Origin of the sequence: Serratia sp. K-E0102, from assembly GCF_029962625.1 — a bacterium.
Taxonomy (GTDB): domain Bacteria; phylum Pseudomonadota; class Gammaproteobacteria; order Enterobacterales; family Enterobacteriaceae; genus Serratia; species Serratia sarumanii.
This window is the reverse complement of sequence record NZ_CP124754.1, coordinates 2,273,772-2,295,722: the sequence shown is the minus strand read 5'-3', so window position 1 is coordinate 2,295,722 and position 21,951 is coordinate 2,273,772. Positions and strand designations below refer to the sequence as shown.

18 protein-coding genes, 3 tRNA genes and 1 other RNA gene are annotated in these 21,951 nt (G+C 59.5%); 10 read left to right on the top strand and 12 right to left on the bottom strand.

The annotated features are described in order from the left end of the window. Window positions 1-61: 61 nt before the first annotated feature. Complete coding sequence (locus SSARUM2_RS11150; RefSeq protein WP_016927929.1) at window positions 62-355, bottom strand: I78 family peptidase inhibitor; 294 nt, start codon at window positions 353-355, stop codon at window positions 62-64. Between the two features lie 54 nt (window positions 356-409). Then, window positions 410-1,060, bottom strand: coding sequence for a riboflavin synthase (locus SSARUM2_RS11145; RefSeq protein ID WP_060452936.1), 651 nt, complete (start codon window positions 1,058-1,060; stop codon window positions 410-412). 238 nt (window positions 1,061-1,298) lie between these two features. Here SSARUM2_RS11145 and SSARUM2_RS11140 point away from each other — a divergent pair, with 238 nt between their 5' ends. From SSARUM2_RS11140 to SSARUM2_RS11110, 7 genes are all read left to right on the top strand, one after another. After that, the gene (locus SSARUM2_RS11140; RefSeq protein ID WP_033638369.1) at window positions 1,299-2,675 is read left to right on the top strand and encodes an MATE family efflux transporter; all 1,377 of its coding nucleotides are present in this window, start codon (window positions 1,299-1,301) and stop codon (window positions 2,673-2,675) included. 181 nt (window positions 2,676-2,856) lie between these two features. Continuing rightward, a tRNA-Val gene (locus tag SSARUM2_RS11135) sits at window positions 2,857-2,933 on the top strand. 20 nt (window positions 2,934-2,953) lie between these two features. Further along, window positions 2,954-3,030: transfer RNA gene (locus SSARUM2_RS11130), tRNA-Val, on the top strand. Between the two features lie 20 nt (window positions 3,031-3,050). Further along, window positions 3,051-3,127: transfer RNA gene (locus tag SSARUM2_RS11125), tRNA-Val, on the top strand. A 111-nt stretch (window positions 3,128-3,238) separates the two neighbouring features. Then, on the top strand, window positions 3,239-3,544 hold the full coding sequence (locus SSARUM2_RS11120) for a cupin (protein ID WP_060452935.1): 306 nt from the start codon (window positions 3,239-3,241) through the stop codon (window positions 3,542-3,544). A 393-nt stretch (window positions 3,545-3,937) separates the two neighbouring features. After that, a complete protein-coding gene (gene pykF, locus SSARUM2_RS11115; protein WP_033638367.1) occupies window positions 3,938-5,350 on the top strand; it encodes a pyruvate kinase PykF in 1,413 nt (470 codons plus the stop codon). Between the two features lie 308 nt (window positions 5,351-5,658). Next, window positions 5,659-5,895: a major outer membrane lipoprotein gene (locus SSARUM2_RS11110; protein ID WP_004931354.1), complete on the top strand. Its 237-nt coding sequence runs from the start codon at window positions 5,659-5,661 to the stop codon at window positions 5,893-5,895. A gap of 140 nt (window positions 5,896-6,035) precedes the next feature. Here the strand turns inward: SSARUM2_RS11110 and SSARUM2_RS11105 are convergent, their stop codons facing one another. From SSARUM2_RS11105 to sufA, 7 genes are all read right to left on the bottom strand, one after another. Next, window positions 6,036-7,049 (bottom strand): L,D-transpeptidase family protein, encoded by a 1,014-nt coding sequence (locus SSARUM2_RS11105; protein ID WP_033638364.1) that lies wholly within the window; start codon window positions 7,047-7,049, stop codon window positions 6,036-6,038. Window positions 7,050-7,345: 296 nt separating this feature from the next. Continuing rightward, complete coding sequence (gene sufE / locus SSARUM2_RS11100) at window positions 7,346-7,762, bottom strand: cysteine desulfuration protein SufE (RefSeq protein ID WP_033638363.1); 417 nt, start codon at window positions 7,760-7,762, stop codon at window positions 7,346-7,348. Window positions 7,763-7,798: 36 nt separating this feature from the next. After that, a complete protein-coding gene (gene sufS, locus SSARUM2_RS11095) occupies window positions 7,799-9,025 on the bottom strand; it encodes a cysteine desulfurase SufS (RefSeq protein WP_039566382.1) in 1,227 nt (408 codons plus the stop codon). Continuing rightward, the gene (sufD, locus tag SSARUM2_RS11090) at window positions 9,022-10,308 is read right to left on the bottom strand and encodes a Fe-S cluster assembly protein SufD (protein WP_060452934.1); all 1,287 of its coding nucleotides are present in this window, start codon (window positions 10,306-10,308) and stop codon (window positions 9,022-9,024) included. Before sufD ends, sufS begins: the two co-directional genes overlap by 4 nt. Then, window positions 10,283-11,029, bottom strand: a complete 747-nt coding sequence (gene sufC / locus SSARUM2_RS11085; protein WP_060452933.1) for a Fe-S cluster assembly ATPase SufC — start codon at window positions 11,027-11,029, stop codon at window positions 10,283-10,285. The genes sufD and sufC overlap by 26 nt, the downstream gene beginning before the upstream one ends. A gap of 43 nt (window positions 11,030-11,072) precedes the next feature. Beyond that, window positions 11,073-12,569 (bottom strand): Fe-S cluster assembly protein SufB, encoded by a 1,497-nt coding sequence (gene sufB / locus SSARUM2_RS11080; protein ID WP_033638360.1) that lies wholly within the window; start codon window positions 12,567-12,569, stop codon window positions 11,073-11,075. A gap of 14 nt (window positions 12,570-12,583) precedes the next feature. After that, window positions 12,584-12,955, bottom strand: coding sequence for a Fe-S cluster assembly scaffold SufA (gene sufA, locus SSARUM2_RS11075; protein ID WP_004931368.1), 372 nt, complete (start codon window positions 12,953-12,955; stop codon window positions 12,584-12,586). A gap of 527 nt (window positions 12,956-13,482) precedes the next feature. Between sufA and SSARUM2_RS11070 the strand changes: the two genes are divergently transcribed. Beyond that, the gene (locus SSARUM2_RS11070) at window positions 13,483-13,887 is read left to right on the top strand and encodes a hypothetical protein (protein WP_004931369.1); all 405 of its coding nucleotides are present in this window, start codon (window positions 13,483-13,485) and stop codon (window positions 13,885-13,887) included. Between the two features lie 45 nt (window positions 13,888-13,932). Here SSARUM2_RS11070 and menI read toward each other — a convergent pair whose 3' ends face one another. Continuing rightward, entirely contained in the window at window positions 13,933-14,349 is a 417-nt protein-coding gene (gene menI, locus SSARUM2_RS11065; protein ID WP_016927938.1) for a 1,4-dihydroxy-2-naphthoyl-CoA hydrolase, read from the bottom strand. Continuing rightward, window positions 14,346-17,402: an FAD-binding and (Fe-S)-binding domain-containing protein gene (locus SSARUM2_RS11060; RefSeq protein ID WP_060438741.1), complete on the bottom strand. Its 3,057-nt coding sequence runs from the start codon at window positions 17,400-17,402 to the stop codon at window positions 14,346-14,348. Before SSARUM2_RS11060 ends, menI begins: the two co-directional genes overlap by 4 nt. 244 nt (window positions 17,403-17,646) lie before the next feature. Here SSARUM2_RS11060 and ydiK point away from each other — a divergent pair, with 244 nt between their 5' ends. Together ydiK and rprA are read left to right on the top strand one after the other, a co-directional pair. Further along, window positions 17,647-18,747, top strand: coding sequence for an AI-2E family transporter YdiK (gene ydiK, locus SSARUM2_RS11055; protein WP_033646299.1), 1,101 nt, complete (start codon window positions 17,647-17,649; stop codon window positions 18,745-18,747). Between the two features lie 256 nt (window positions 18,748-19,003). Continuing rightward, an RNA gene (rprA, locus tag SSARUM2_RS11050) (antisense sRNA RprA) lies at window positions 19,004-19,115 on the top strand. A gap of 109 nt (window positions 19,116-19,224) precedes the next feature. On the opposite strand, the gene ppsA is transcribed toward rprA, so the two are convergent. After that, a complete protein-coding gene (ppsA, locus tag SSARUM2_RS11045) occupies window positions 19,225-21,603 on the bottom strand; it encodes a phosphoenolpyruvate synthase (RefSeq protein ID WP_041034881.1) in 2,379 nt (792 codons plus the stop codon). Window positions 21,604-21,951: the final 348 nt, after the last annotated feature.

Genomic DNA, 21,951 nt, shown 5'->3' with positions numbered 1-21,951 from the left:
CAAAAAAGGCCCCGGCAGCAATATCGCCGGGGCCTTTTTTTGCTCGTTCGACGCGTACGGCTTAGCCGCAGTAGACGCGGATGATTTTATCGTCGCTGTCGCCAAGGAAGTTCAGGCGGCGCAGGTTGAAATCCATGGTGACGGCAGAGTTGTACGGAATGGCGCGCACCTTGGCGTCAATCCGCACGCCTTCCAGCGAGGTCATCGGTTTGCCGACGAAGTTTTGATACTGCGAAGCGCCGCAGGTATCATCCGCATCGGCCATTTGCGCGCCCGCGCCCTGCTCAGGCGAACTGCTGCAGGCGCTCAGCGCCAGCAACGCGGTTAACAACAACGTTTTCCCATAAAACTTCACGCGTTTCTCCTCTCTGCTTATGATTCGATTCCGGCGGCAACGCCCGAATCGCTGTCAGTCTTTGTGCGCCGGCGCCATCGCCGCCGTCAGCGCCGCTTCCCGATTGGCCAGCACGCGCTCGACGGTGTCCACCACCGCCTGCGTTTGCGGATCGATCTCGATGTTCACCTTGTCACCCAGGCGTTTCTTACCCAGCGTGGTGCGATCCAGCGTTTCCGGGATCAGGTGCACGCAGAAACGGTTATTCACCACTTCGCCGATGGTCAGGCTAATGCCGTCGATGCCGATGAAGCCTTTGTGCAGCACATATTTCATCAATTCGGCATTCGGCATGCGCAGCCATACCTGCCGGTTATTTTCCGAGGTATAAATCTTGGCCACTTCCGCCGTGCAGATAATATGGCCGGACATCAAATGGCCGCCAATTTCGTCATTGAACTTCGCCGCGCGCTCGATATTGACGATGTCGCCCAGCGCCAGATCGCCGAGGTTGGTCAGGCGCAGCGTTTCTTTAATCAAATCGAAGCTGACGCGGTTGCCTTCCACCGCGGTGACGGTCAGGCAGCAGCCGTTATGGGCCACCGACGCGCCCAGCTCCAGCCCCGGCAGCAGCTCGGCAGGCATTTCGATCACGTGGGTGCGGAAATTGGGTTTCTCATCAATGGCGACCAGCGGCGCGGTGCCTTGTACGATACCGGTGAACATATGTGCCTCTTTTACTAAATAGGTTAAAACGCTATCGGCAGTTTGCCCCAGTTGGCGCTGAAAACCAAATCCGCGACGGCAAAAAACGAATGGCTGCGCATTTAATAACTATTTATCTGCGGCGTTTGCTTAACGACGCCGAGCAGGTACAATCTTTTTGACAAAATTCCGCTATTTTAATTGTTGTCCTCTCGCGGCAGCCCTCCCTCCCACATATATAAATAGAAAAGGTGTATGCGTGCAGAAGTACTTAATTGAAGCGCGTAGTTTATTGGCTCTCGCTATCCCGGTCATCATCGCGCAAATATCGCAAACCGCCATGGGCGTGGTGGATACCATCATGGCCGGCGCTTACAGCGCCACCGACATGGCGGCGGTTGCGGTCGGCACTTCAATCTGGCTGCCGGCCATCCTGTTCGGCCACGGCCTGCTGCTGGCGCTGACCCCGGTTATCGCCCAGCTCAACGGCGCCGGGCGTCGCGATCGCATCGCTCACCAGGTGCGCCAGGGTTTTTGGCTGGCTTCCGGCGTGTCCGTGCTGCTGATCGTCGTGCTGTATAACTGCAAGTTCGTCATCGACATGATGCACAACATCGATCCGCAACTGGCGGATAAAGCCGTCGGTTATCTGCACGCCATCATGTGGGGGGCGCCGGGTTACCTGTTCTTCCAGGTGATGCGCAACCAGTGCGAGGGGCTGTCCAAAACCAAGCCCGGCATGGTGATCGGCTTCCTCGGCCTGCTAGTGAATATCCCGATCAACTACATCTTCATCTACGGCAAATTCGGCATGCCGGAGCTGGGCGGCGTCGGCTGCGGCGTCGCCACCGGCAGCGTCTACTGGATCATGTTCCTGATGATGCGCGGCTACGTGAAGCGCGCGCCGTCGCAGCGCGACATCAAACGCCAAACCGGCGATCTCGGCGGCCCGGACTGGGCGGCGCTGAAACGCCTGATCGGCATCGGCATGCCGGTGGCGCTGGCGCTGTTCTTCGAAGTCACGCTGTTCGCCGTGGTGGCGCTGCTGGTGTCGCCACTGGGGATCGTCGCGGTCGCCGGCCACCAGATCGCGCTTAACTTCAGCGCGCTGATGTTCGTACTGCCGCTGTCGCTGGGCGTCGGCGCCACCATCCGCGTCGGTTATCGTCTGGGGGAAGGCTCGGTCGAAGGCGCGCGCGTCGCCGCCTACTCCGCCATCGGCGTCGGCATCACCATGGCCGTCTGCACCGCGCTGTTTACCGCCGCCTTCCGCGAACCGATCGCCCTACTGTACAACGACAGCCCGGCGGTGGTGGCGATGGCCTCGCAGCTGATGCTGCTGGCGGCGCTGTACCAGATCTCGGATTCTGTCCAGGTGATCGGCAGCGGCGTGCTGCGTGGTTATAAAGATACCCGCGCGATCTTCTTCATCACCTTCATTGCTTATTGGGTGTTGGGCCTGCCGAGCGGCTATCTGCTGGCGTTAACCGACGCGGTGGTGCCGGCGATGGGGCCGAGCGGTTTCTGGATCGGCTTTATCATCGGCCTGACCTTCGCCGCTATCATGATGGCGCTGCGCATGCGCTGGCTGCAGAAACAGCCGACCACCGTCATCCTGCAGCGATCCACGCGCTGAATCCGCTCCCGGCCGGTTTCATCCCCGGCCGGGCTGCGGTTTGCGGAAAAAAACGCCGGACTGCGCACAACCTCAGCAATCGCGTGAAATACCAAATAAAATTGCGCTTTTCCCCTTGCCAGCACGCGGGTAGCTCGTTAATATTCGTCCCCGCTGTCAGCCATGACAGACAGGAAAAGATGCGTCCGTAGCTCAGTTGGTTAGAGCACCACCTTGACATGGTGGGGGTCGGTGGTTCGAGTCCACTCGGACGCACCAAATTCCTGAAGCAGTACAGTGCGTCCGTAGCTCAGTTGGTTAGAGCACCACCTTGACATGGTGGGGGTCGGTGGTTCGAGTCCACTCGGACGCACCAAATTTCAGAAGCAGCGCAGTGCGTCCGTAGCTCAGTTGGTTAGAGCACCACCTTGACATGGTGGGGGTCGGTGGTTCGAGTCCACTCGGACGCACCATATTGCTGATTCACCTCCCCCTGTCGCGTTATACTTCCCGTTATTTCGTCTCTGCCCGACCGCCTGCTCGTTATGTCGATCGCGCCGTGCTACCGTCATCAGGAACGCCGCATGACCATTTTTACCGCCAAAACCGCCTTTTTGCCGCTCGACAATGGCCTTGCCCGCCGTGAAGGCGTGATGAGCGACGGTTCGCCGGCGGCGGAAGTGCGTTTCGAGGCCGGCGCCTTCGGCCAGTTGCAAAAGCCCCCGCACGCGCTACAAACCCGAGTGATATCCGGTGAATTCGAGTTCACTCTCGGCGGCGATACGCGAGCGGTGCGGGCCGGCGAGAGCCTGATATTGCCGGCCAACGTCGCCAGCGGCTGCTTCTGCCTGAGCGCCGGCGTGCTGCTGGAAATCCCCCTACCGCGGTAAGCCATATTTACAGAAAGGTTATTTGCGCAACAAGCGGCCCACAACGCGTTGCATTTGCGCCACATTTGGCCCCGTTTTGCTATATCCGCCGCACCGCCGCGGTTTTTTATTTTGTTTCCCGCCGCTTAGCCTTTATAATGCGCAACGTCTATCAGTTGAATGGTTTCAGCCCTTGATCTGCGAAAACGCAATAACAACACGATGTGATCTTACCCCGTTGCGCAGCATCCCCGCGCCCCCGCGCGGGCTGAATTTTTCCGCCCCACTTCAACTGTCGTCACCTATCCTTAACTATGTTTTTCACCACCAGGCACGGCCCAAATTCCCTACCGGCGTAAACCGCGCCGGTCAAATTCGTTTTTTTATCCATCACAACTTGTAGAAAACTCCGCCATGAAAAAGACCAAAATTGTTTGTACCATCGGTCCAAAAACCGAATCGGAAGAAATGCTGACCAACCTGCTCAATGCGGGCATGAACGTGATGCGTCTCAACTTCTCTCACGGCGACTATGAAGAGCACGGCAACCGCATCAAGAACATGCGCGCCGTGATGGCGAAAACCGGCATCAACGCCGGCATCCTGCTGGATACCAAAGGCCCGGAAATTCGCACCATGAAACTGGAAGGCGGCAAAGACGCCTCGCTGGTCGCCGGCCAAACCTTCACTTTCACCACCGACCAGAGCGTGATCGGCAACAGCGAACGCGTGGCGGTCACCTACGCCGGCTTCGCCGCCGACCTGAAGATCGGCAATACCGTGCTGGTTGACGACGGCCTGATCGGCATGGAAGTCACCAACGTGACCGAGAACGAAGTCGTTTGTAAAGTGCTGAACAACGGCGACCTGGGCGAGAACAAGGGCGTCAACCTGCCGGGCGTATCCATCCAGCTGCCTGCGCTGGCCGAAAAAGACAAACGCGACCTGATCTTCGGCTGCGAGCAAGGCGTCGACTTCGTGGCGGCGTCCTTCATCCGTAAACGCTCAGACGTGCTGGAGATCCGCGAACACCTGAAAGCCCACGGCGGCGAGCAAATCCAGATCATCTCCAAGATCGAAAACCAGGAAGGCCTGAACAACTTCGACGAGATCCTCGAAGCGTCCGACGGCATCATGGTTGCCCGTGGCGACTTGGGCGTGGAGATCCCGGTCGAAGAAGTGATCTTCGCCCAGAAGATGATGATCGAGAAATGCAACCGCGCGCGTAAAGTGGTGATCACCGCCACCCAGATGCTCGATTCCATGATCAAGAACCCGCGCCCTACCCGCGCGGAAGCCGGCGACGTTGCCAACGCCATCCTGGACGGCACCGATGCCGTCATGCTGTCCGGCGAGAGCGCCAAGGGCAAATACCCGCTGGAAGCGGTCAACATCATGGCGACCATCTGCGAGCGTACCGATCGCGTGATGCCAAGCCGCATCGACGCCCTGAACGATCGCCGCAAGCTGCGCATCACCGAAGCGGTGTGCCGCGGTGCGGTTGAAACCGCCGAGAAACTGGACGCGCCGCTGATCGTGGTCGCCACCAGCGGCGGCAAGTCGGCGAAATCCGTGCGTAAATACTTCCCGAACGCGGTGATCCTGGCGCTGACCACCAATGAAACCACCGCGCACCAGCTGGTGCTGAGCAAGGGCGTCATCCCGCAGATGGTCAAGGAAATCGCCTCTACCGACGACTTCTACCGCATCGGTAAAGAAGCCGCCCTGGCCAGCGGCCTGGCACAGAAAGGCGACGTCGTGGTGATGGTTTCCGGCGCGCTGGTGCCGAGCGGCACCACCAACACTGCCTCGGTACACGTGCTGTAATATAAAACGTGACATAATTGCCTTGATCAAAACGCCGCTTTGCGGCGTTTTTTTTATCGGCAGTAAACTATTTTTCTCAAAACGCAACCGCGATCCGCTCATTATTTAGCTAATAAAGAATCGGAGTAGTCCCATGGAAGCCGGCTGTTTTCCCTCGTTTTTTTAACTAATTTGTAAAACCAGATGCAAGTTTGAGCGAACGATCAAAATAAAGCACCTCAACACTAAAAAATTATTCTCTTTCGAAAAAAGTTTGTGTAATACTTGTAACGCTACATGGAGATTAACTCAATCTAGAGGGTGTTATAATGAATCGTACTAAACTGGTACTGGGCGCGGTAATCCTGGGTTCCACTCTGCTGGCTGGCTGCTCTAGCAACGCTAAAATCGATCAACTGTCTTCTGACGTTCAGACTCTGAACGCTAAAGTTGATCAGCTGAGCAACGACGTGAACGCAATGCGTTCTGACGTTCAAGCTGCTAAAGACGACGCAGCACGCGCTAACCAGCGTCTGGACAACCAAGCTCACGCTTACAAAAAGTAAGATAGCTTTGGTTATTGAAAACGGCGCACATTGTGCGCCGTTTTTTTTTGCCTGTCCCTTGGACTGGTTTTTCCTGCACCGCAGGCAAAAAAAGAGGCTCAGCACGCTGAACCCCTCTTCGACCACACAATCCTGCAAACTTAGTTCACGGAACTGATTGGCGCTGCCTTGAATGGGCTCTTATTCGCCTCAGGCGTCGCTGCAGGCGTCAAACTCACCGCCGACGGGCTCTCCCCTACGTTGACCAGCACCGGCATGCCAGAACGGCGTACAACCGCGCTATCGAACACGGCGCGATCGGTCTGAGCATCCGCAGCGAAGGCTTTCTCCGCTTTAGACAACGCAATCGGCATGGTCTGCGGATCGTCGCTTTCTACCCGCGACAGCGGCTGATGCACTTCCACATAGCGTTTGCCGTCCGGCTCAACCGAAATCTTCACCGGATCGTTGATCACCTGCACCCGCGTACCGCGCGGCACCTGATTGAACAGCGCTTCGATATCCGTCGGACGCAGACGAATGCAGCCGGAGCTGACGCGCATGCCGATACCGAAGTTGGCGTTGGTGCCGTGGATCAGGTATTCACCGCGCCCCATCGCCAGACGCAGGGCGAACAACCCCATCGGGTTCTCAGGGCCGGCCGGCACTACCGCTGGCAGCGTCACGCCCTGGGACTGATAGCGTTTACGGATATTGGCGGTTGGCGTCCAGGTCGGGTTAGGGATCTTCTGGCTGACGGAGGTCACCTCCAGCGGCGTGTGCATCCCAGTCTGGCCGATACCGATCGGATAGACGATCACTTTGTTCTCGCCTTTCGGGTAGTAGTAAAGACGCAGCTCGGCCAGGTTGACGATGATCCCTTCACGCTTGGTGTCAGGCAGCAGCATTTGGGTCGGAATGGTCAGCACCGAACCCGGCTTGGGCAGGAACGGGTCAGTGCCGGGGTTGGCTTCCAGCATACCCAGCAGGCCGATCTTGTAGTCGGCGGCGATCGCCTCCAGCGGACGGCCGTCGTTTGGCACGGTATAAGTGGTGTTTTCACCGATCAGACGGCTGTCCGGCGGCGGCAGCGGGTACTCGGTCGCACTGGCGGCCTGAGTGCCGGCCAATACGGTGGCGAAGACCATGCCCATTAAACTCAACGCACGTTTCATTATCATCCCTATATTTTTTATGACGGTTCGCCCCCAAGGCTAACGAGCGCCTGGCGGTGGGTAAATCAGACAATACCTGATTAATACTAGCAACGCTGGTATCAAAGGCAATAAGTCCTCTAAAAATCAACACGTTATAACGTAATCGCCGCCGCTGATTGTCAACGAAACGTCAATAGGTAAGCTGCTGAAATATCACTGAATTGGGAGCATTGCCGGGAGGAAAACTGCGGATTGTAAAGACTCATTGACAAAGCGAAGGTATCAATGAGCCTTGAGGATGCGGGCGTTATGGGTCAGGCCAGCTGCGCCGCTTTGCTGCGAATGGCGCGGATCATCGCTTCCAACCCCTGTGAACGCGAAGGCGTCAGATGTTGGCTGAGCGCCAGCTCGCCGAAAAACGGCCGCACATCGAGATCGACGATCTGCTGTGGCGTCAATTGACGATAAAGAATAAACACCACCGCCAGCAGCCCTTTGACGATCGCCGCGTCGCTGTCGCCGTGAAACTCGACCTGCCCCTGCTCATCACGGCGCATCACGATCCATACCTGGCTCTGACAGCCGGAGATCAGGTTGCCGGCCTGCCGCTCGGCCTCGTCCAGCGGCGGCAATTTGGCGCCGAGTTCAATCACGTACAGGTATTTCTCCTCCCAGTTCAAACAGCGGGAGAAATTACGCACCAATTTATCTTTGTCCGGCAAATTCGCCATGGGGATCCTTTTGTACCGCCGGGGACGCGCCCCGGCCTAGCCTAATAGCTGATGAATGCGTTGCAGCCCGGCCACCAGCCGGTCCACCTCTTCGCGGGTATTATATAACGCCAGCGAAGCGCGGCACATGCTCGGCACCTGATAAAACGCCATCAGCGGCATTGCGCAGTGATGGCCGGTGCGAATGGCGATGCCGTACTGGTCGAGGAAGCTGCCGACATCATAGGCATGGTGCTCCCCCAGGTTGAAGGCGATCACCCCGGCGCGATGGGCCGGACCATAAACTTTCAGCGTCGGCACCTGCCTGAGCGCCTCCAGCGCGTAGTGCATCAGCGACTGTTCATAATCGTGGATCGCATTCAGGCCCAGGGCTTCGACGTAATCGAACGCCGCCCCCAGCCCCATGATGCCGGCGGTGTTCGGCGAACCGGCCTCGAAGCGCCACGGCGGATCGGCGAAGGTGGTGCCCGCCGTCAGGCTGACCTGGCGGATCATCGAGCCGCCCCCTTCCCACGGCGGCATCTGCTGCAACAACGCCTGGCGGCCGTACAGCATGCCGATGCCGGAAGGGCCGTACAGCTTATGGCCGGAAAATACGTAAAAATCGCAGTCCAGCGCCTGCACATCGACGCGCTGGTGCATTACCGCCTGCGCGCCGTCCACCAGCACCGTCAGCTCCGGCGCCAGGGCTCTGGCGCGGGCGATGATGTCGCGTACCGGGTTGACGGTGCCCAGCACGTTGGAGACCTCGGTCAGCGCCAGCAGTTTGCAGGACGAGTCGACCAGCTCCGGCAGCAAAGCCAGATCCAGCGTACCGTCCGGCTGCAGCGGCCACACCCGCAGCTGCAGCCCGCGCTCCTGCGCCAGCATCTGCCACGGCACGATATTGGCGTGGTGCTCCATCTCGGTGATGAGAATCGCATCGCCCGGCTGCAGCAGGTGGCGGCCAAAGCTGTTGGCCACCAAATTGATGCCTTCGGTGGTGCCCTTGACGAACACCATCTCTTCCGCCGAGGCGGCGTTGATAAAGCGCGCCGCCTGTTCCCGCACCGCTTCCATCTGCTGGGTCGCCTCGGCGCTCAGGGTGTGAATGCCGCGATGCACCGCCGCATAACCGTGGCGGTAGAACTCCAGCTCGCGGTCGATCACCGCCTGCGGTTTCTGCGCGCTGGCGGCGCTGTCGAGATAGGCCAGCGGTTGGCCATTCACCTCACGCGCCAGCAGCGGGAAATCGCCGCGCACGCGTTCAATCGGATAACTCATTCAGCCTCCCCCGGCAGGCGCTGGGCGATACGCGCCAGCACCCGTTCCCGGATGGTGTCATTGGCGATGCCTTCGGTGAGCTCGGCGGCGAAGGCGAAAATGATCATCTGCTGCGCCGCGTGTTTGTCGATGCCGCGCGACTGCAGATAGAACAGCTGCTCTTCATCGATGCGCCCCACGGTGGCGCCGTGGCTGCATTTGACGTCGTCGGCGTAGATCTCAAGCTGCGGCTTGGTATCCACCTCCGCCACCTTGCCCAACAGCAGGTTATGGTTAGTCATCTGGCCGTCGGTTTTAATCGCGTGCTTGGCCACTTTGATCATGCCGTTGAACACCGCCTTGCCGCGATCGCTGACCACGGTTTTATGCAGCTGGCGGCTTTCGCAATAGCCCTTGTTGTGCTCCAGATAGGTGCGGGTATCGCAGATCTCTTTGCCTACCGGCAGCACCAGGCTGTTGATCACCAGATTTGCGCCTTCGCCGTTCAGCTGCGCGCTGGTGTTGTGGCGCGTCAGACCGGCGCCCAGCAGGAAACTGTCGCTTTTCACCCGCGCGTCGCGGCCGATAACCAGATCGTTGTGGGCAAAGTGGTAGCTCGGCTGGCTCTCAAACGCCAGCTTGCAGTGCAACAGCCCGGCGTTGTCCGCCACGTTGGCGGTCAGGCGCGCGCCGGTGAAGTGCGCGGCCTCGCCCAGGCTGACGTAGTGTTCAATCACTTCCGCCTCGGCCCCGCGCCCGATCTCCAGATGGTGACGATGATGCACGGTGTTCACTTCCCCGGTGGCGCCGCGTCCGCTGCTGATGTGCAGCAGGTACAGCGGGCGGGCCGGGGCCTTGCCGGCCGGCAAGCGAATCAGGCTGGTTTCCTGCGCCAGGCTTTCAGTCAGGTGCAGGAAAATTTCCGGCTGGATCGGCTCCGGCAGCGCCTGCGGCGTGCCGTAGGCGGTCAATTCGAACTGGTATTCGCCCAAATCGCCATCGCTCAGCGCGGCGCTGTAGCGGCCGTCGATAAACACCAGCCGACAGGCATCGATGCCAAGCGTCAGCGCCTCAAGCTGATCAGCGCTCACCGGTGCGGGCTGCGGTTCGAGGAACTGCTGCTCCAGCAGGCTCTCCAGCGGCGTGTATTTCCAGTTTTCATGCTTGCGCGTTGGCCAGCCGAGGCGCAGCGCCTGCTGCCAGTGCGCCAGCGCATGCGGCGAACGCTCGCCGCCGCGACCTTCGAACAGGCGATACAGCTGCTGCAGCGCGTTTGAATTACTGTTGGTCGGTAAGCCAGCCATAGCCCTGCTCCTCCAACTGTTTCACCAGCGAGAAATCGCCGGATTTGACGATGCGCCCCTGGGACAGCACGTGTACGTAATCCGGCTGGATGTAGTCCAGAATGCGCTGATAGTGGGTGACGATGATAAACGCGCGCTTGCCGTCCCGCAGCGAGTTGACGCCGTTGGCGACGATCTTCAGCGCGTCGATGTCCAGGCCCGAGTCGGTTTCATCGAGAATGCACAGATCCGGCTCCAGCGCCGCCATCTGCAGAATGTCGTTGCGCTTTTTCTCGCCGCCGGAGAAGCCGACGTTGACCGAACGGGTCAGCAGATCGGCCGGCATATCCAGCAGCGCGATTTTCTCTTCGATGAAATCGGCGAAGTCAAAGCGATCCAGCGGCTCCTGCTCGCGGTATTTGCGCACCGCGTTGACCGACGTCTGCAGGAAGAAGTGGTTGCTGACACCGGGGATCTCCACCGGGTACTGGAAGGCCAGGAACACGCCTTCGCCGGCGCGATCTTCCGGATCCATCTCCAGCAGATCCTTGCCTTTGAAAGTGACTTCCCCTTCGGTCACTTCGTACTCTTCACGCCCGGCCAGCGTGGCGGACAGCGTGCTCTTGCCCGAGCCGTTCGGCCCCATGATGGCGTGCACTTCGCCCGGTTTGATCTCCAGATCCAATCCCTTGAGGATCTCGTTGCCTTCCACGCTGACTTTCAAATTCTTGATGCTTAACATGCTGTGTCCTCAGATAGCGCCGGCGGCGCTAAAAATGCGGCGATTAACCCACGCTGTGTTCCAGGCTGATGGCCAGAAGTTTCTGCGCCTCGACGGCGAACTCCAGCGGCAGCTCGGAGAAAACGTCCTTGCAGAAACCGTTGACGATCATCGAAATGGCGTCATCCTCGCTGATGCCGCGCTGCAGGCAGTAGAACAGCTGGTCGTCGCCGATCTTCGAGGTGGTGGCTTCGTGCTCCAGCTGAGCGCTGTTGTTGCGCGCTTCAACGTAAGGGAACGTGTGGGCACCGCTGTCCGGCCCGATCAGCATCGAGTCGCACTGGGTAAAGTTACGGGCGTTTTCCGCCCCCGGCAGGATTTTCACCAGGCCGCGATAGGTGTTCTCGCTGTGGCCGGCGGAGATGCCTTTGGCGATGATGGTCGACTTGGTGTTTTTGCCGATGTGGATCATCTTGGTGCCGGTATCGGCCTGTTGATGGCCGCTGGTCAGCGCCACCGAGAAGAATTCGCCGATCGAATTGTCGCCCTGCAGGATCACGCTCGGGTATTTCCAGGTGATGGCCGAGCCGGTTTCCGACTGGGTCCAGGACATTTTCGAGCCGGCGCCTTCGCACAGCGCGCGCTTGGTGACGAAGTTGAGGATGCCGCCCTTGCTCTCGCCGCCGGAGAACCAGTTCTGCACCGTCGAGTATTTCACTTCGGCGTCTTTATGCAGGATCACTTCCACCACCGCCGCGTGCAGCTGATAGCTGTCGCGCACCGGGGCGGAACAGCCCTCGATATAGCTGACGTAGCTGCCTTCGTCGGCGATCAGGATGGTGCGCTCGAACTGGCCGGTTTTGGCGGCGTTGATGCGGAAGTAGGTCGACAGTTCCATCGGGCAGCGTACGCCCTTCGGCACATAAACGAAGGTGCCGTCGGAAGCCACCGCGGCGTTCAGCGCGGCGAAGAAGTTATCGTTGGACGGCACCACGCGGCCCAGGTACTGACGCACCAGATCCGGGTATTCCTGGATCGCTTCGCCGAACGAGCAGAAAATCACCCCGCTCTCCGCCAGTTTTTCACGGTAAGTGGTAGCGACAGAGACCGAGTCGAAGATGGCGTCCACCGCCACCTCGCTGCCCTCGCGCACCGGCACGCCGAGCTGGTTGAACGCCAGCTCCACTTCACTGGTCAGGTAATCTTTTTCCGTCGCCGCGCCCGGTTGCTGCTCGGCGCCGGGTTGCGAACCGCAGGCGTCGTCGCAGCTGCCGCAGGACGGCGCCGAATAGTAACTGTAGTCCTGGTAGTTCAGGCGATCGTAATTGGCCTTCAACCAGTGCGGCTCTTCCATCTGCAGCCAGGCGCGGTAGGCCTCGAGGCGGAATTCCAGCATCCACTCGGGTTCGTTACGCTTGGCCGAGATGGCGCGCACCACCTCTTCGTTGATGCCTTTGGCCAACTCATCGGTTGCCAGCTGGGTGAAGAAACCTTCTTTGTAGCGACCTTCGCTGACCCAAGCCTGCACTTCATTAGGCATTTCTACATTGCTTCGTGTCATGTTGATTGCATCGCTCAAACGCCAAAGCTCTCGCCGCACCCGCAGGCATGCTGAGCTTTAGGGTTGTTAAATTTGAATATCTGATTCAGCCCTTCGCGGACGTAATCTACCGTGGTGCCATCGATGAACGGCATGGCCTTCAGCGGCACATAGAGTTTGGCGCCGTCGCGCTCAAACAGCAGATCGTCATCGGCGGGTTCGCGGGTCAGATCCAGCACATAGGCAAAGCCGGCGCAGCCGGATTGTTTCACCCCTAGCTGCAGCCCTTTCACCTGCGGATCCTGCTGCATCAGTTTGGTTATTTGTCGTACGGCGCTGTCGCTGAGCGAAATGCCTTGCCAGACATTTTCATCCAGAGAAAAAGTGCCGACATTTTCCGTTTGCATAGGGTCTACCTCACACTCGTGTTTGGCCACAGCCAATCTGGGTTGCTTATATGTTAGTGATAACGATTATCACTTCAACCGTTTGTTTTGCGGGGGTATCCGCCGCGAGCGCGGTTTTTCGCTGCGGCGCGCGGCAAGCCAACGGGACACCCGTGGCGGCTTGCGGCGTCTGGCGGCAAGGCGTGCATGCTATCCCTATGAATTTGTTCTCTATCCTGCATCACCGTACCGCACTCCCCGGTGGCCCGTCAGCGTTACAGCGCCGCGGGGCGTTGCCGATCTAAACATTCATAGAAAATACCTATTTCTGCATTCTGTCTGTCGTAAATGTGCGTTTATCGGCATTTCGTGGCGCGGCGCAAGCGCGCGCCCTCAGGTTAAAGTTTAGTCGCTCAGGATTAAATTGGGTCGTCGACGGCCTTTTACACCCCCGCGCGATGAAAAAACGCCGCGCCGGGGATTGATCGGCAACGCGGCAGTTTATATGATAATGATTATCATTCAATTGTAATTTGAGCGCGAAGCCAATGACTCTTTCGATCAACGCATGGTTGCTGGGCAAGATTGATGACTACAAATTCAGCGTGCGCGACGCCACGGTGGATTTTTACATGGCCGAAGCGGCGCTGCGGCGCCCGGAATGCAATATCGACCACCTGAAGCGGTATAACAGCGTCAGCCTCACCATGGCCAATCTGTGTCTGGAGAACGGCGACGACGACAGCTACCTGCATGCGCTCAGCAAGCTGCACAACCGGCTGATCGTCGAGATCAACAACCCACAGCGCTGCCAGCTTTTTCGGGTGCAAAGCTACCACTTCGCTCGCCACACGCTGACGCTGATCTGCCAAAAATATGCAATGGAAGGCACCTGGGAGAAGGCAAACGCGTTTCAGAAGGACTTCGTCAAACGCGTGCCGTTTCAGCTGTAAGGCGCAAGGCTCCGCAGGCCGCTCGCCTGCGGAAACCGGCGGGAATCAGTCGATGACCGCCGTGGTCAGACGCGAGGTGCAGCACAGCCGATCGCGCGCGTCGAAGATCTCGATTTGCCACACCTGATGACGGCGGCCAACGTGCAGGGCGCGGCACACCCCGCGCACCTGGCCATCGAACACCGCGCGCAGGTGGTTGGCGTTGATCTCCAGCCCCACCACTTTCTGCTCGCCCTCGCTGCACAGGTAACCGGCCATCGATCCCATCGATTCCGCCAGCACCACCGACGCCCCGCCGTGCAACAGCCCGAACGGCTGCCGGGTGCGGCCATCGACCGGCATGGTGGCCTCGAGGAAATCCTCGCCCAGCTGGGTAAACTCGATGCCCACATGGCTGACCATGCAGCCGTCGCCGGCGCGGTTCAGCTGCTCCAGCGATGTTTCACGTTTCCACAATTTCACTCAATCATCTCCAGAAGTGCCTGTAAGGGGTGGCGCACGCCATTGCCCTCGATGCGTTTCACCTGGCTGCGGCAGGAATAGCCGGTCGCCAGGCAGCGCTGCCGCGGCAAACGCTGCAGTGTCGGGTGCCATGATAGCTCATAAATGCCGAGCGAGTTTTGCAGGTTCTTGGCTTCATGGCCGTAAGTGCCCGCCATGCCGCAGCAGCCGACGCTGACGTTCTCCAGTTTGGCGCCGAAGCGCGCGAAGATCGCCGCCCACTGTTGGCCACTGGCCGGCAGCGCGGTGGTTTCGGTACAGTGGCCGAACAGATACCAGGGTTCGCCGGTCGCCGGCTGTTCGGCGCGATCCGCGATCCGCTGCTGCAGCCATTCGTGCACCAGCTGCACCTGGAAATCGCCGCGCTCGGCGCCGAGGATCTCGCGGTATTCGTCGCGGTAGCACAGCACCAGCGCCGGATCGACACCCACCAGCGGCATGCCGAGCTGCGCCACACGGTTGAGGAAATCGGCGGTTTTGCGCGCGGTGCGGGCGAACCGCGTCAGGAAACCCTTCACATGCTGCGCCTTGCCGTTCGGCGAGAACGGCAGCAGCACCGGTTTATAGCCGAGCTTCTCCACCAGCCGGACAAAGTCCGCCACCACTTTGGCGTCGTAATAGCTGGTGAACGGATCCTGGACGATCAGCACGTGATCTGCGCGCTGCTCGGCGCTCAGCCCTTCCAGCTGCTCCAGCGTCAGCGTGGTCGCGCGGTGGCCGGACAGCTGCTGACGCAGCGTCGGGCTGGACAGCAGCGGCAGATCGACCATGCCGATGGCGTTGCGGCTCATCTCCCGCAGCCACGGCTGGCGGAAGAAGAAGTTGAACACCTTCGGCGCGCGGGCCATCAATGGGGTATAGCTCTCTACGCCGGCGACCATGTAGTCGCTTACCGGGCGCAGATAGCGGGTGTGGTAGAGCTGTAGGAAGCGCGAGCGGAATCCCGGCACGTCAATCTTGATTGGGCACTGGGTGGAACAGGCCTTGCAGGCTAGGCAACCGGACATCGCCTCTTTCACTTCGTGCGAAAAGTCGTACTCGCCCTTGCCGGCGTGCCAGCTGTTGCGGGTCTTTTCGATCAAACCGCGCAGGCTGACTCGCTGCTGCGGCAGTTGTTTCTCCAGCGCCAACGGATCGACGCCCTGCTCGGCCAACAGGCGCAGCCACTCGCGCACCAGCGTCGCTCGCCCTTTCGGTGAATGAATGCGGTTGCCGCTGATCTTCATCGACGGGCACATCGGGCTGCGCACGTCGAAGTTGAAGCACAGGCCGTTGCCGTTACACTCCAGCGCGCCGCGGAACGAGGTGCGCACCTCGACCGGGATCTGGCGATCGAAGGTGCCGCGTTTGACCGCGTCCACCTGCATCATTGGCGCATCCACCGCCAGCGGCGCACAGATCTTGCCCGGGTTCAGACGGTTATCCGGATCGAACGCCGCTTTAATGCGGCGCAGCTCCTCATACAGCGTTTCCCCAAAGAATTCAGGGCTGTATTCCGCGCGGAAACCCTTGCCGTGCTCACCCCACAGCAGGCCGCCGTATTTGGCGGTCAGCGCCACCACCCGATCGGAGATCTGCTTCATCAGCACTTCCTGCTGCGGGTCGCACATATCAAGCGCCGGGCGCACGTGCAGCACCCCAGCGTCGACATGGCCGAACATGCCATAGCTCAGGTTGTGGTCGTCGAGCAGTTGGCGAAATTCGACAATGTAGTCCGCCAGGTGTTGCGGCGGCACGCAGGTGTCCTCGGCGAATGGAATCGGCTTGGCGCGCCCTTTGGCGTTGCCCAGCAGCCCGACCGCCTTCTTGCGCATGTTGTAAATGCGCTCGATGCCCGACAGATCGCCACAGATCTGGTAACCGATCACGCCGCCCTGCCGCTGCGCGATCAATTCGTCCAGCCGTTGACACAGGGTTTCCATCTGGCCGTCGATCAGCGCCCGATCGTCACCAGCGAACTCGACGATGTTCAGCCCGAGCATCTCTTTATCCGGCACGTCGGCGATCAGTTCGTTCACCGAGTGCCAAACGATGTCTTCACGCGCCAGGTTCAGCACCTTGGAATCGATGGTTTCCACCGACAGCGCCTTGGCTTCGACCATAAAGGGCGCATTGCGCAGCGCCGAGTCGAAGGAGTCGTATTTTACGTTAACCAAACGGCGCACTTTCGGCAGCGGCGTGATGTCCAGCCGCGCCTCGGTGATAAACGCCAGCGTGCCTTCGGCGCCGGTCAGGATGCGCGTCAGATCGAAGGTTTGCAGATCGTCGCTCAGCACGTGGCGCAGATCGTAACCGGTGAGGAAGCGGTTGAGCTTGGGGAATTTCTCCAGGATAAGCGCGCGCTGCTCGCGGCAGCGGTTCAGCACCGTGCGGTAGATACGCCCTTCGGCGGTCTCGTCCAGAGCAATCGTTTCCGCCAGCGCCGTCGGCATGGCGCGGGTATCGATCATCTCGCCGCCCAGCAGTACCGCCCGCAGGCCCAACACGTGATCGGAGGTTTTGCCGTACACCAGCGAACCCTGGCCGGAGGCGTCGGTATTGATCATGCCGCCCAGGGTGGCGCGGTTGCTGGTGGACAGTTCCGGTGAGAAGAAGTAGCCGAACGGCCGCAGATATTGATTCAGCTGATCCTTGATCACCCCGGCTTCGACTTTTACCCAGCCTTGTTCGACGTTGATCTCCAGAATGCGGTTCATATGGCGCGACATATCGACCACGATGCCGGTATTGAGCGACTGGCCGTTGGTGCCGGTGCCGCCGCCGCGCGGGCTGAAGGTCAGCGCATTGAATCGCTCTTCCCCAGCCAAGCGGGCGATCAGCGCCACGTCGGCGGTGGAACGGGGGAACACCACCGCATCGGGCAACAGCTGATAGATGCTGTTGTCGGTGGCCATCGTCAGCCGGTCGGCATAGCTGGTGGCGGTATCGCCGTTGAATCCGTTTTGCTTCAGTGCTTCCAAAAAGTCGAGCACCCGTTGAACGAGGCCGGGTGCCTGAGAAATCTGTGGGATCATTCGCTTTTTTGACCCTGTCCGTCTATTTTTTATGCGCTGATGTACGCTGAATCGGGCCTTTAATTCAGACCCACCCTATTTTTTAGTGACACTAAAAACTAACATACTCGTTTAGTGAAGGCATTCACATTATTACCGCCCTGCGAACGCCGCCACAGGCGGCCGCCCGGCGGTAATAAACCGACCGACAGGCACCCGATTCGCCGGTGCCAGGGATTTAATTGACCAGGATGAGAAGCCACTGATGCCACTCCCGCAATCGCGTTACGACTTACCGCGAATTATTTTCGGCGTGCTGTTTATCGCCATCATGATCGTCGCCTGTTTTTGGGTGATCCAACCGTTCATTCTCGGCTTCGCCTGGGCGGGAATGGTGGTGATCGCCACCTGGCCGCTGCTGCTCAAACTGCAAAAGCTGCTGTGGGGCCGCCGCTCGCTGGCGGTGCTGGTGATGACCCTGCTGCTGATCCTGCTGTTCATTTTGCCTATCTCTCTGCTGATCAGCAGCGTGGTGGATAACAGTGCGCCGCTGATCGCCTGGGCCAGCTCGCCGGGCAAACTGCATATTCCCGATCTCGCCTGGCTGCAGTCCGTGCCGATGATCGGCGACAGGCTCTATACCAGCTACCATACGCTGGTTAACGCCGGCGGCGCCGCGCTGCTGGCGAAGGTGCAGCCGTACTTCGGCCAAACCGCCACCTGGTTCGTGGCGCAGGCCGCGCATATCGGCCGTCTGCTGCTGCACTGCGCGCTGATGCTGCTGTTCAGCGCCCTGTTGTATGCGCGCGGCGAGCAGGTGGCGCTGGGTATCCGCCACTTTGCGGTGCGCCTCGGCTCTGCGCGCGGCGATGCGGCGGTGCTGCTGGGCGGCCAGGCGATCCGCGCCGTCGCGCTGGGTGTGGTGGTGACGGCGCTGGTGCAGTCGGTGCTGGGCGGCATCGGTCTGGCGGTGAGCGGCATTCCGGCCGCCACTCTGCTGACGATGCTGATCTTCATCTGCTGCGTGGCGCAATTGGGGCCGCTGCTGGTGCTGGTGCCGGCCATCATCTGGCTGTACTGGCACGGCGATACCACCTGGGGCACCGTGCTGCTGGTCTGGAGCTGCGTGGTGGCTACGCTGGATAACGTGCTGCGCCCGGTGCTGATCCGCATGGGCGCCGATCTGCCGCTGCTGCTGATCCTGTCCGGCGTTATCGGCGGCTTGCTGGCCTTCGGCATGATTGGCCTGTTCATCGGCCCGGTGGTGTTGGCGGTATCTTATCGCCTGCTGACCGCCTGGATGGATGAAGCGCCGGAGCCGACCACCGCGCCGGAGCAAGTCATCGAAGATTTGGAAAAACGCTAATTCCCCCTTTCCGCCCGCATCGTCGGGCGGAACTTTTCACTCCTGCCGTTATTCCTACCCCATTCGAGTAATATCTCCGCCCAATATAATGCCGCCATATATTGATTACGGCACCGCGAATGAAAGGTGCAATGTAAATCCCTGTTTGTTGCAAACGGCAAAAAGAGATAACTCCCGCAAATAAAATGTGATGCCGCTATCGATTAGGATGATTCTTAATGACTAGTCGCGTTCAAAAATCTAGTATTATGGCCATCTATTGCTTCAAATCACTGATTTTAAAGCAACCTTTCTGAACAATGTAATGCCATACATGTGAATTGCTGTGTGTAGTCTTTGCCCATCTCCTACGGTGGGCTTTTTTTTATTCTTTTTTCGTCGAATTGATTATTTTACGCGCCGTTATTTACATTCAGAAATAAAAAGGCCGCAGCGTTAACTGCGGCCCAGCGTTAATGCCTCAGCGAGGCCGAGACATTATTTCTTTTTCGACAAATTGATCCAGGTCTGCACCACGGTGTCCGGATTAAGCGACAGGCTGTCGATGCCCTGCTCCATCAGCCACTCGGCGAAGTCTTCGTGGTCGGACGGGCCCTGGCCGCAGATGCCGACGTATTTACCGTGGCGCTTGGCCGCCTGAATCGCCATCGACAGCAGCGCTTTCACCGCGTCGTTGCGTTCGTCGAACAGCTCCGACACCACGCCGGAGTCGCGATCCAGCCCCAGCGCCAACTGGGTCATGTCGTTGGAGCCGATGGAGAAGCCGTCGAAGTGTTCGAGGAACTGATCCGCCAACAGCGCATTGGACGGGATCTCGCACATCATGATCACTTTCAGCCCGTTTTCGCCGCGTTTCAGCCCCTGACGCGCCAGCTCGGCCACCACCGCTTCCGCCTGCGCCACGGTGCGCACAAACGGCACCATGATTTCGACGTTGGTCAGCCCCATTTCGTTACGCACGCGTTTCACCGCCTCGCACTCCAGCGCGAAGCAATCGCGGAAGCTGTCGGCCACGTAGCGGCCGGCGCCGCGGAAGCCCAGCATCGGGTTCTCTTCGTGCGGTTCATACTTGTCGCCACCCACCAGGTTGGCGTACTCGTTGGATTTGAAGTCGGACAGGCGTACGATCACGCGCTTCGGCCAGAAGGCGGCGCCCAGCGTCGCGATGCCCTCGGTCAGGCGGCCGACGTAGAACTCGACCGGATGATCGTAACCCTGCATCAGCGCGCGAATCTCGTTTTGCAGCGCCGGCGTCTGCTGATCGAACTCCAGCAGCGCACGCGGGTGCACGCCGATCATGCGGTTGATGATAAATTCCAGCCGCGCCAGGCCCACGCCTTCGTTCGGCAAACGCGCAAAGTCGAAGGCGCGATCCGGGTTGCCGACGTTCATCATGATCTTCAGCGGCAGATCCGGCAGCTCGGTCACTTCGGAGCTCTGCACGCTGAAGTCCAGCATATCGCTGTAAACGAAGCCGGTGTCGCCTTCCGCGCAGGAGACGGTGACTTTCTGGCCGTCTTTCAGCACGTCGGTGGCGTGGCCGCAGCCCACCACCGCCGGGATCCCCAGCTCACGGGCGATGATCGCCGCGTGACAGGTACGCCCGCCGCGGTTGGTGACGATCGCGGCGGCCTTCTTCATGATCGGTTCCCAGTCCGGGTCGGTCATGTCGGTGACCAGCACGTCGCCTGGCTGGATGCGATCCATTTCGCTGATGTCGTGGATCACTTTCACCGGACCGGCGCCGATGCGGTGGCCGATGGCGCGGCCTTCCACCAGCACCGGGCTGGAGCCGTTCAGCTGGTAGCGCTCCATGGTCTGTTCGTTGGAGCGCACGGTTTCCGGGCGCGCCTGCACGATCAGCAGCTTGCCGGTATGGCCGTCTTTCGCCCACTCGATATCCATCGGGCGGCCGTAATGTTTTTCGATCAGGATCGCCTGCTGCGCCAGCGCCTGCACTTCGTCATCCGTCAGCGAGAAACGGCTGCGCTGCGCTTCCGGCACGTCTTCGATGCGCACCTGCTTGCCGTGATCCTGCGACGGCGCGTACACCATGCGGATCTTTTTCGAACCCAGGTTGCGGCGCACGATCGCCGGCTTGCCGTTTTGCAGCGTCGGTTTGTGCACATAGAACTCATCCGGGTTCACTGCGCCCTGCACCACCATTTCACCCAGGCCGAAGGCGGAGGTGATAAACACCACCTGATCAAAGCCGGACTCGGTATCGATGGTGAACATCACACCCGAAGAGGCCAAATCCGAGCGCACCATGCGCTGTACGCCCGCCGACAGCGCCACGCCGCGGTGGTCATAGCCCTGATGCACGCGATAAGAGATGGCACGGTCGTTGAACAGCGACGCGAACACGTGCTTGATCGCCACCATTACGGCGTCGATGCCCTGCACGTTGAGGAAGGTTTCCTGCTGGCCGGCGAAGGACGCGTCCGGCATGTCTTCCGCCGTGGCGGAGGAGCGCACCGCGAAGGAAGCTTCCGGTTCGCCGTCGGCGAGCTGTTGGTAAGCCTGATGAATTTCGCGTTCGAACTCGGCGTGGAACGGCGTGTCGATCACCCATTGGCGGATCTGGGCGCCGGCCTTGGCCAGTTGTGCAACGTCGTCAACGTCGGTCTGATCCAGTAGCTGATAGATGCGCTGGTTAACACCGCTTTGTTCGAGGAAATCGTTAAACGCCTGTGCGGTGGTGGCAAAACCGTTCGGCACGGCCACGCCCAAATCGGAAAGATTGGTGATCATTTCACCGAGGGAGGCGTTTTTGCCGCCGACACGGTCAACGTCGTGCATGCCAAGCTGGTTGTACCAAAGCACATTACGCAAGTCTGGGCCATTGTTGGACATCGAGACAATCCTTATTGCTATCAGTAGGGTAAAGACGGATTTAATTCGCTTGCTTTACGGCGCCGCTAACACGGAGCCGAATCAGACTAGCACACTGATCCGGGGAAAATGGAAAGGTGAATCGATCAACCCACTGAAGAAAGTGGTTTTTAAGAGAATGTCCTAACCGGCTGATTTGCCTGGGAACCGTTCCCAATCGCACGAAAAGCTTAGTTCTCAACAAATTACGCTCTTTTTAAACTTCTGTTTTAATGACCACGCAAACGTTACCGTTTTTGGTGAAAATAGCGGCAAATTTACGTTTCGGATCGAAAAGCGTCGCCGCGCCGCGATTTTTACCGCCGGCAA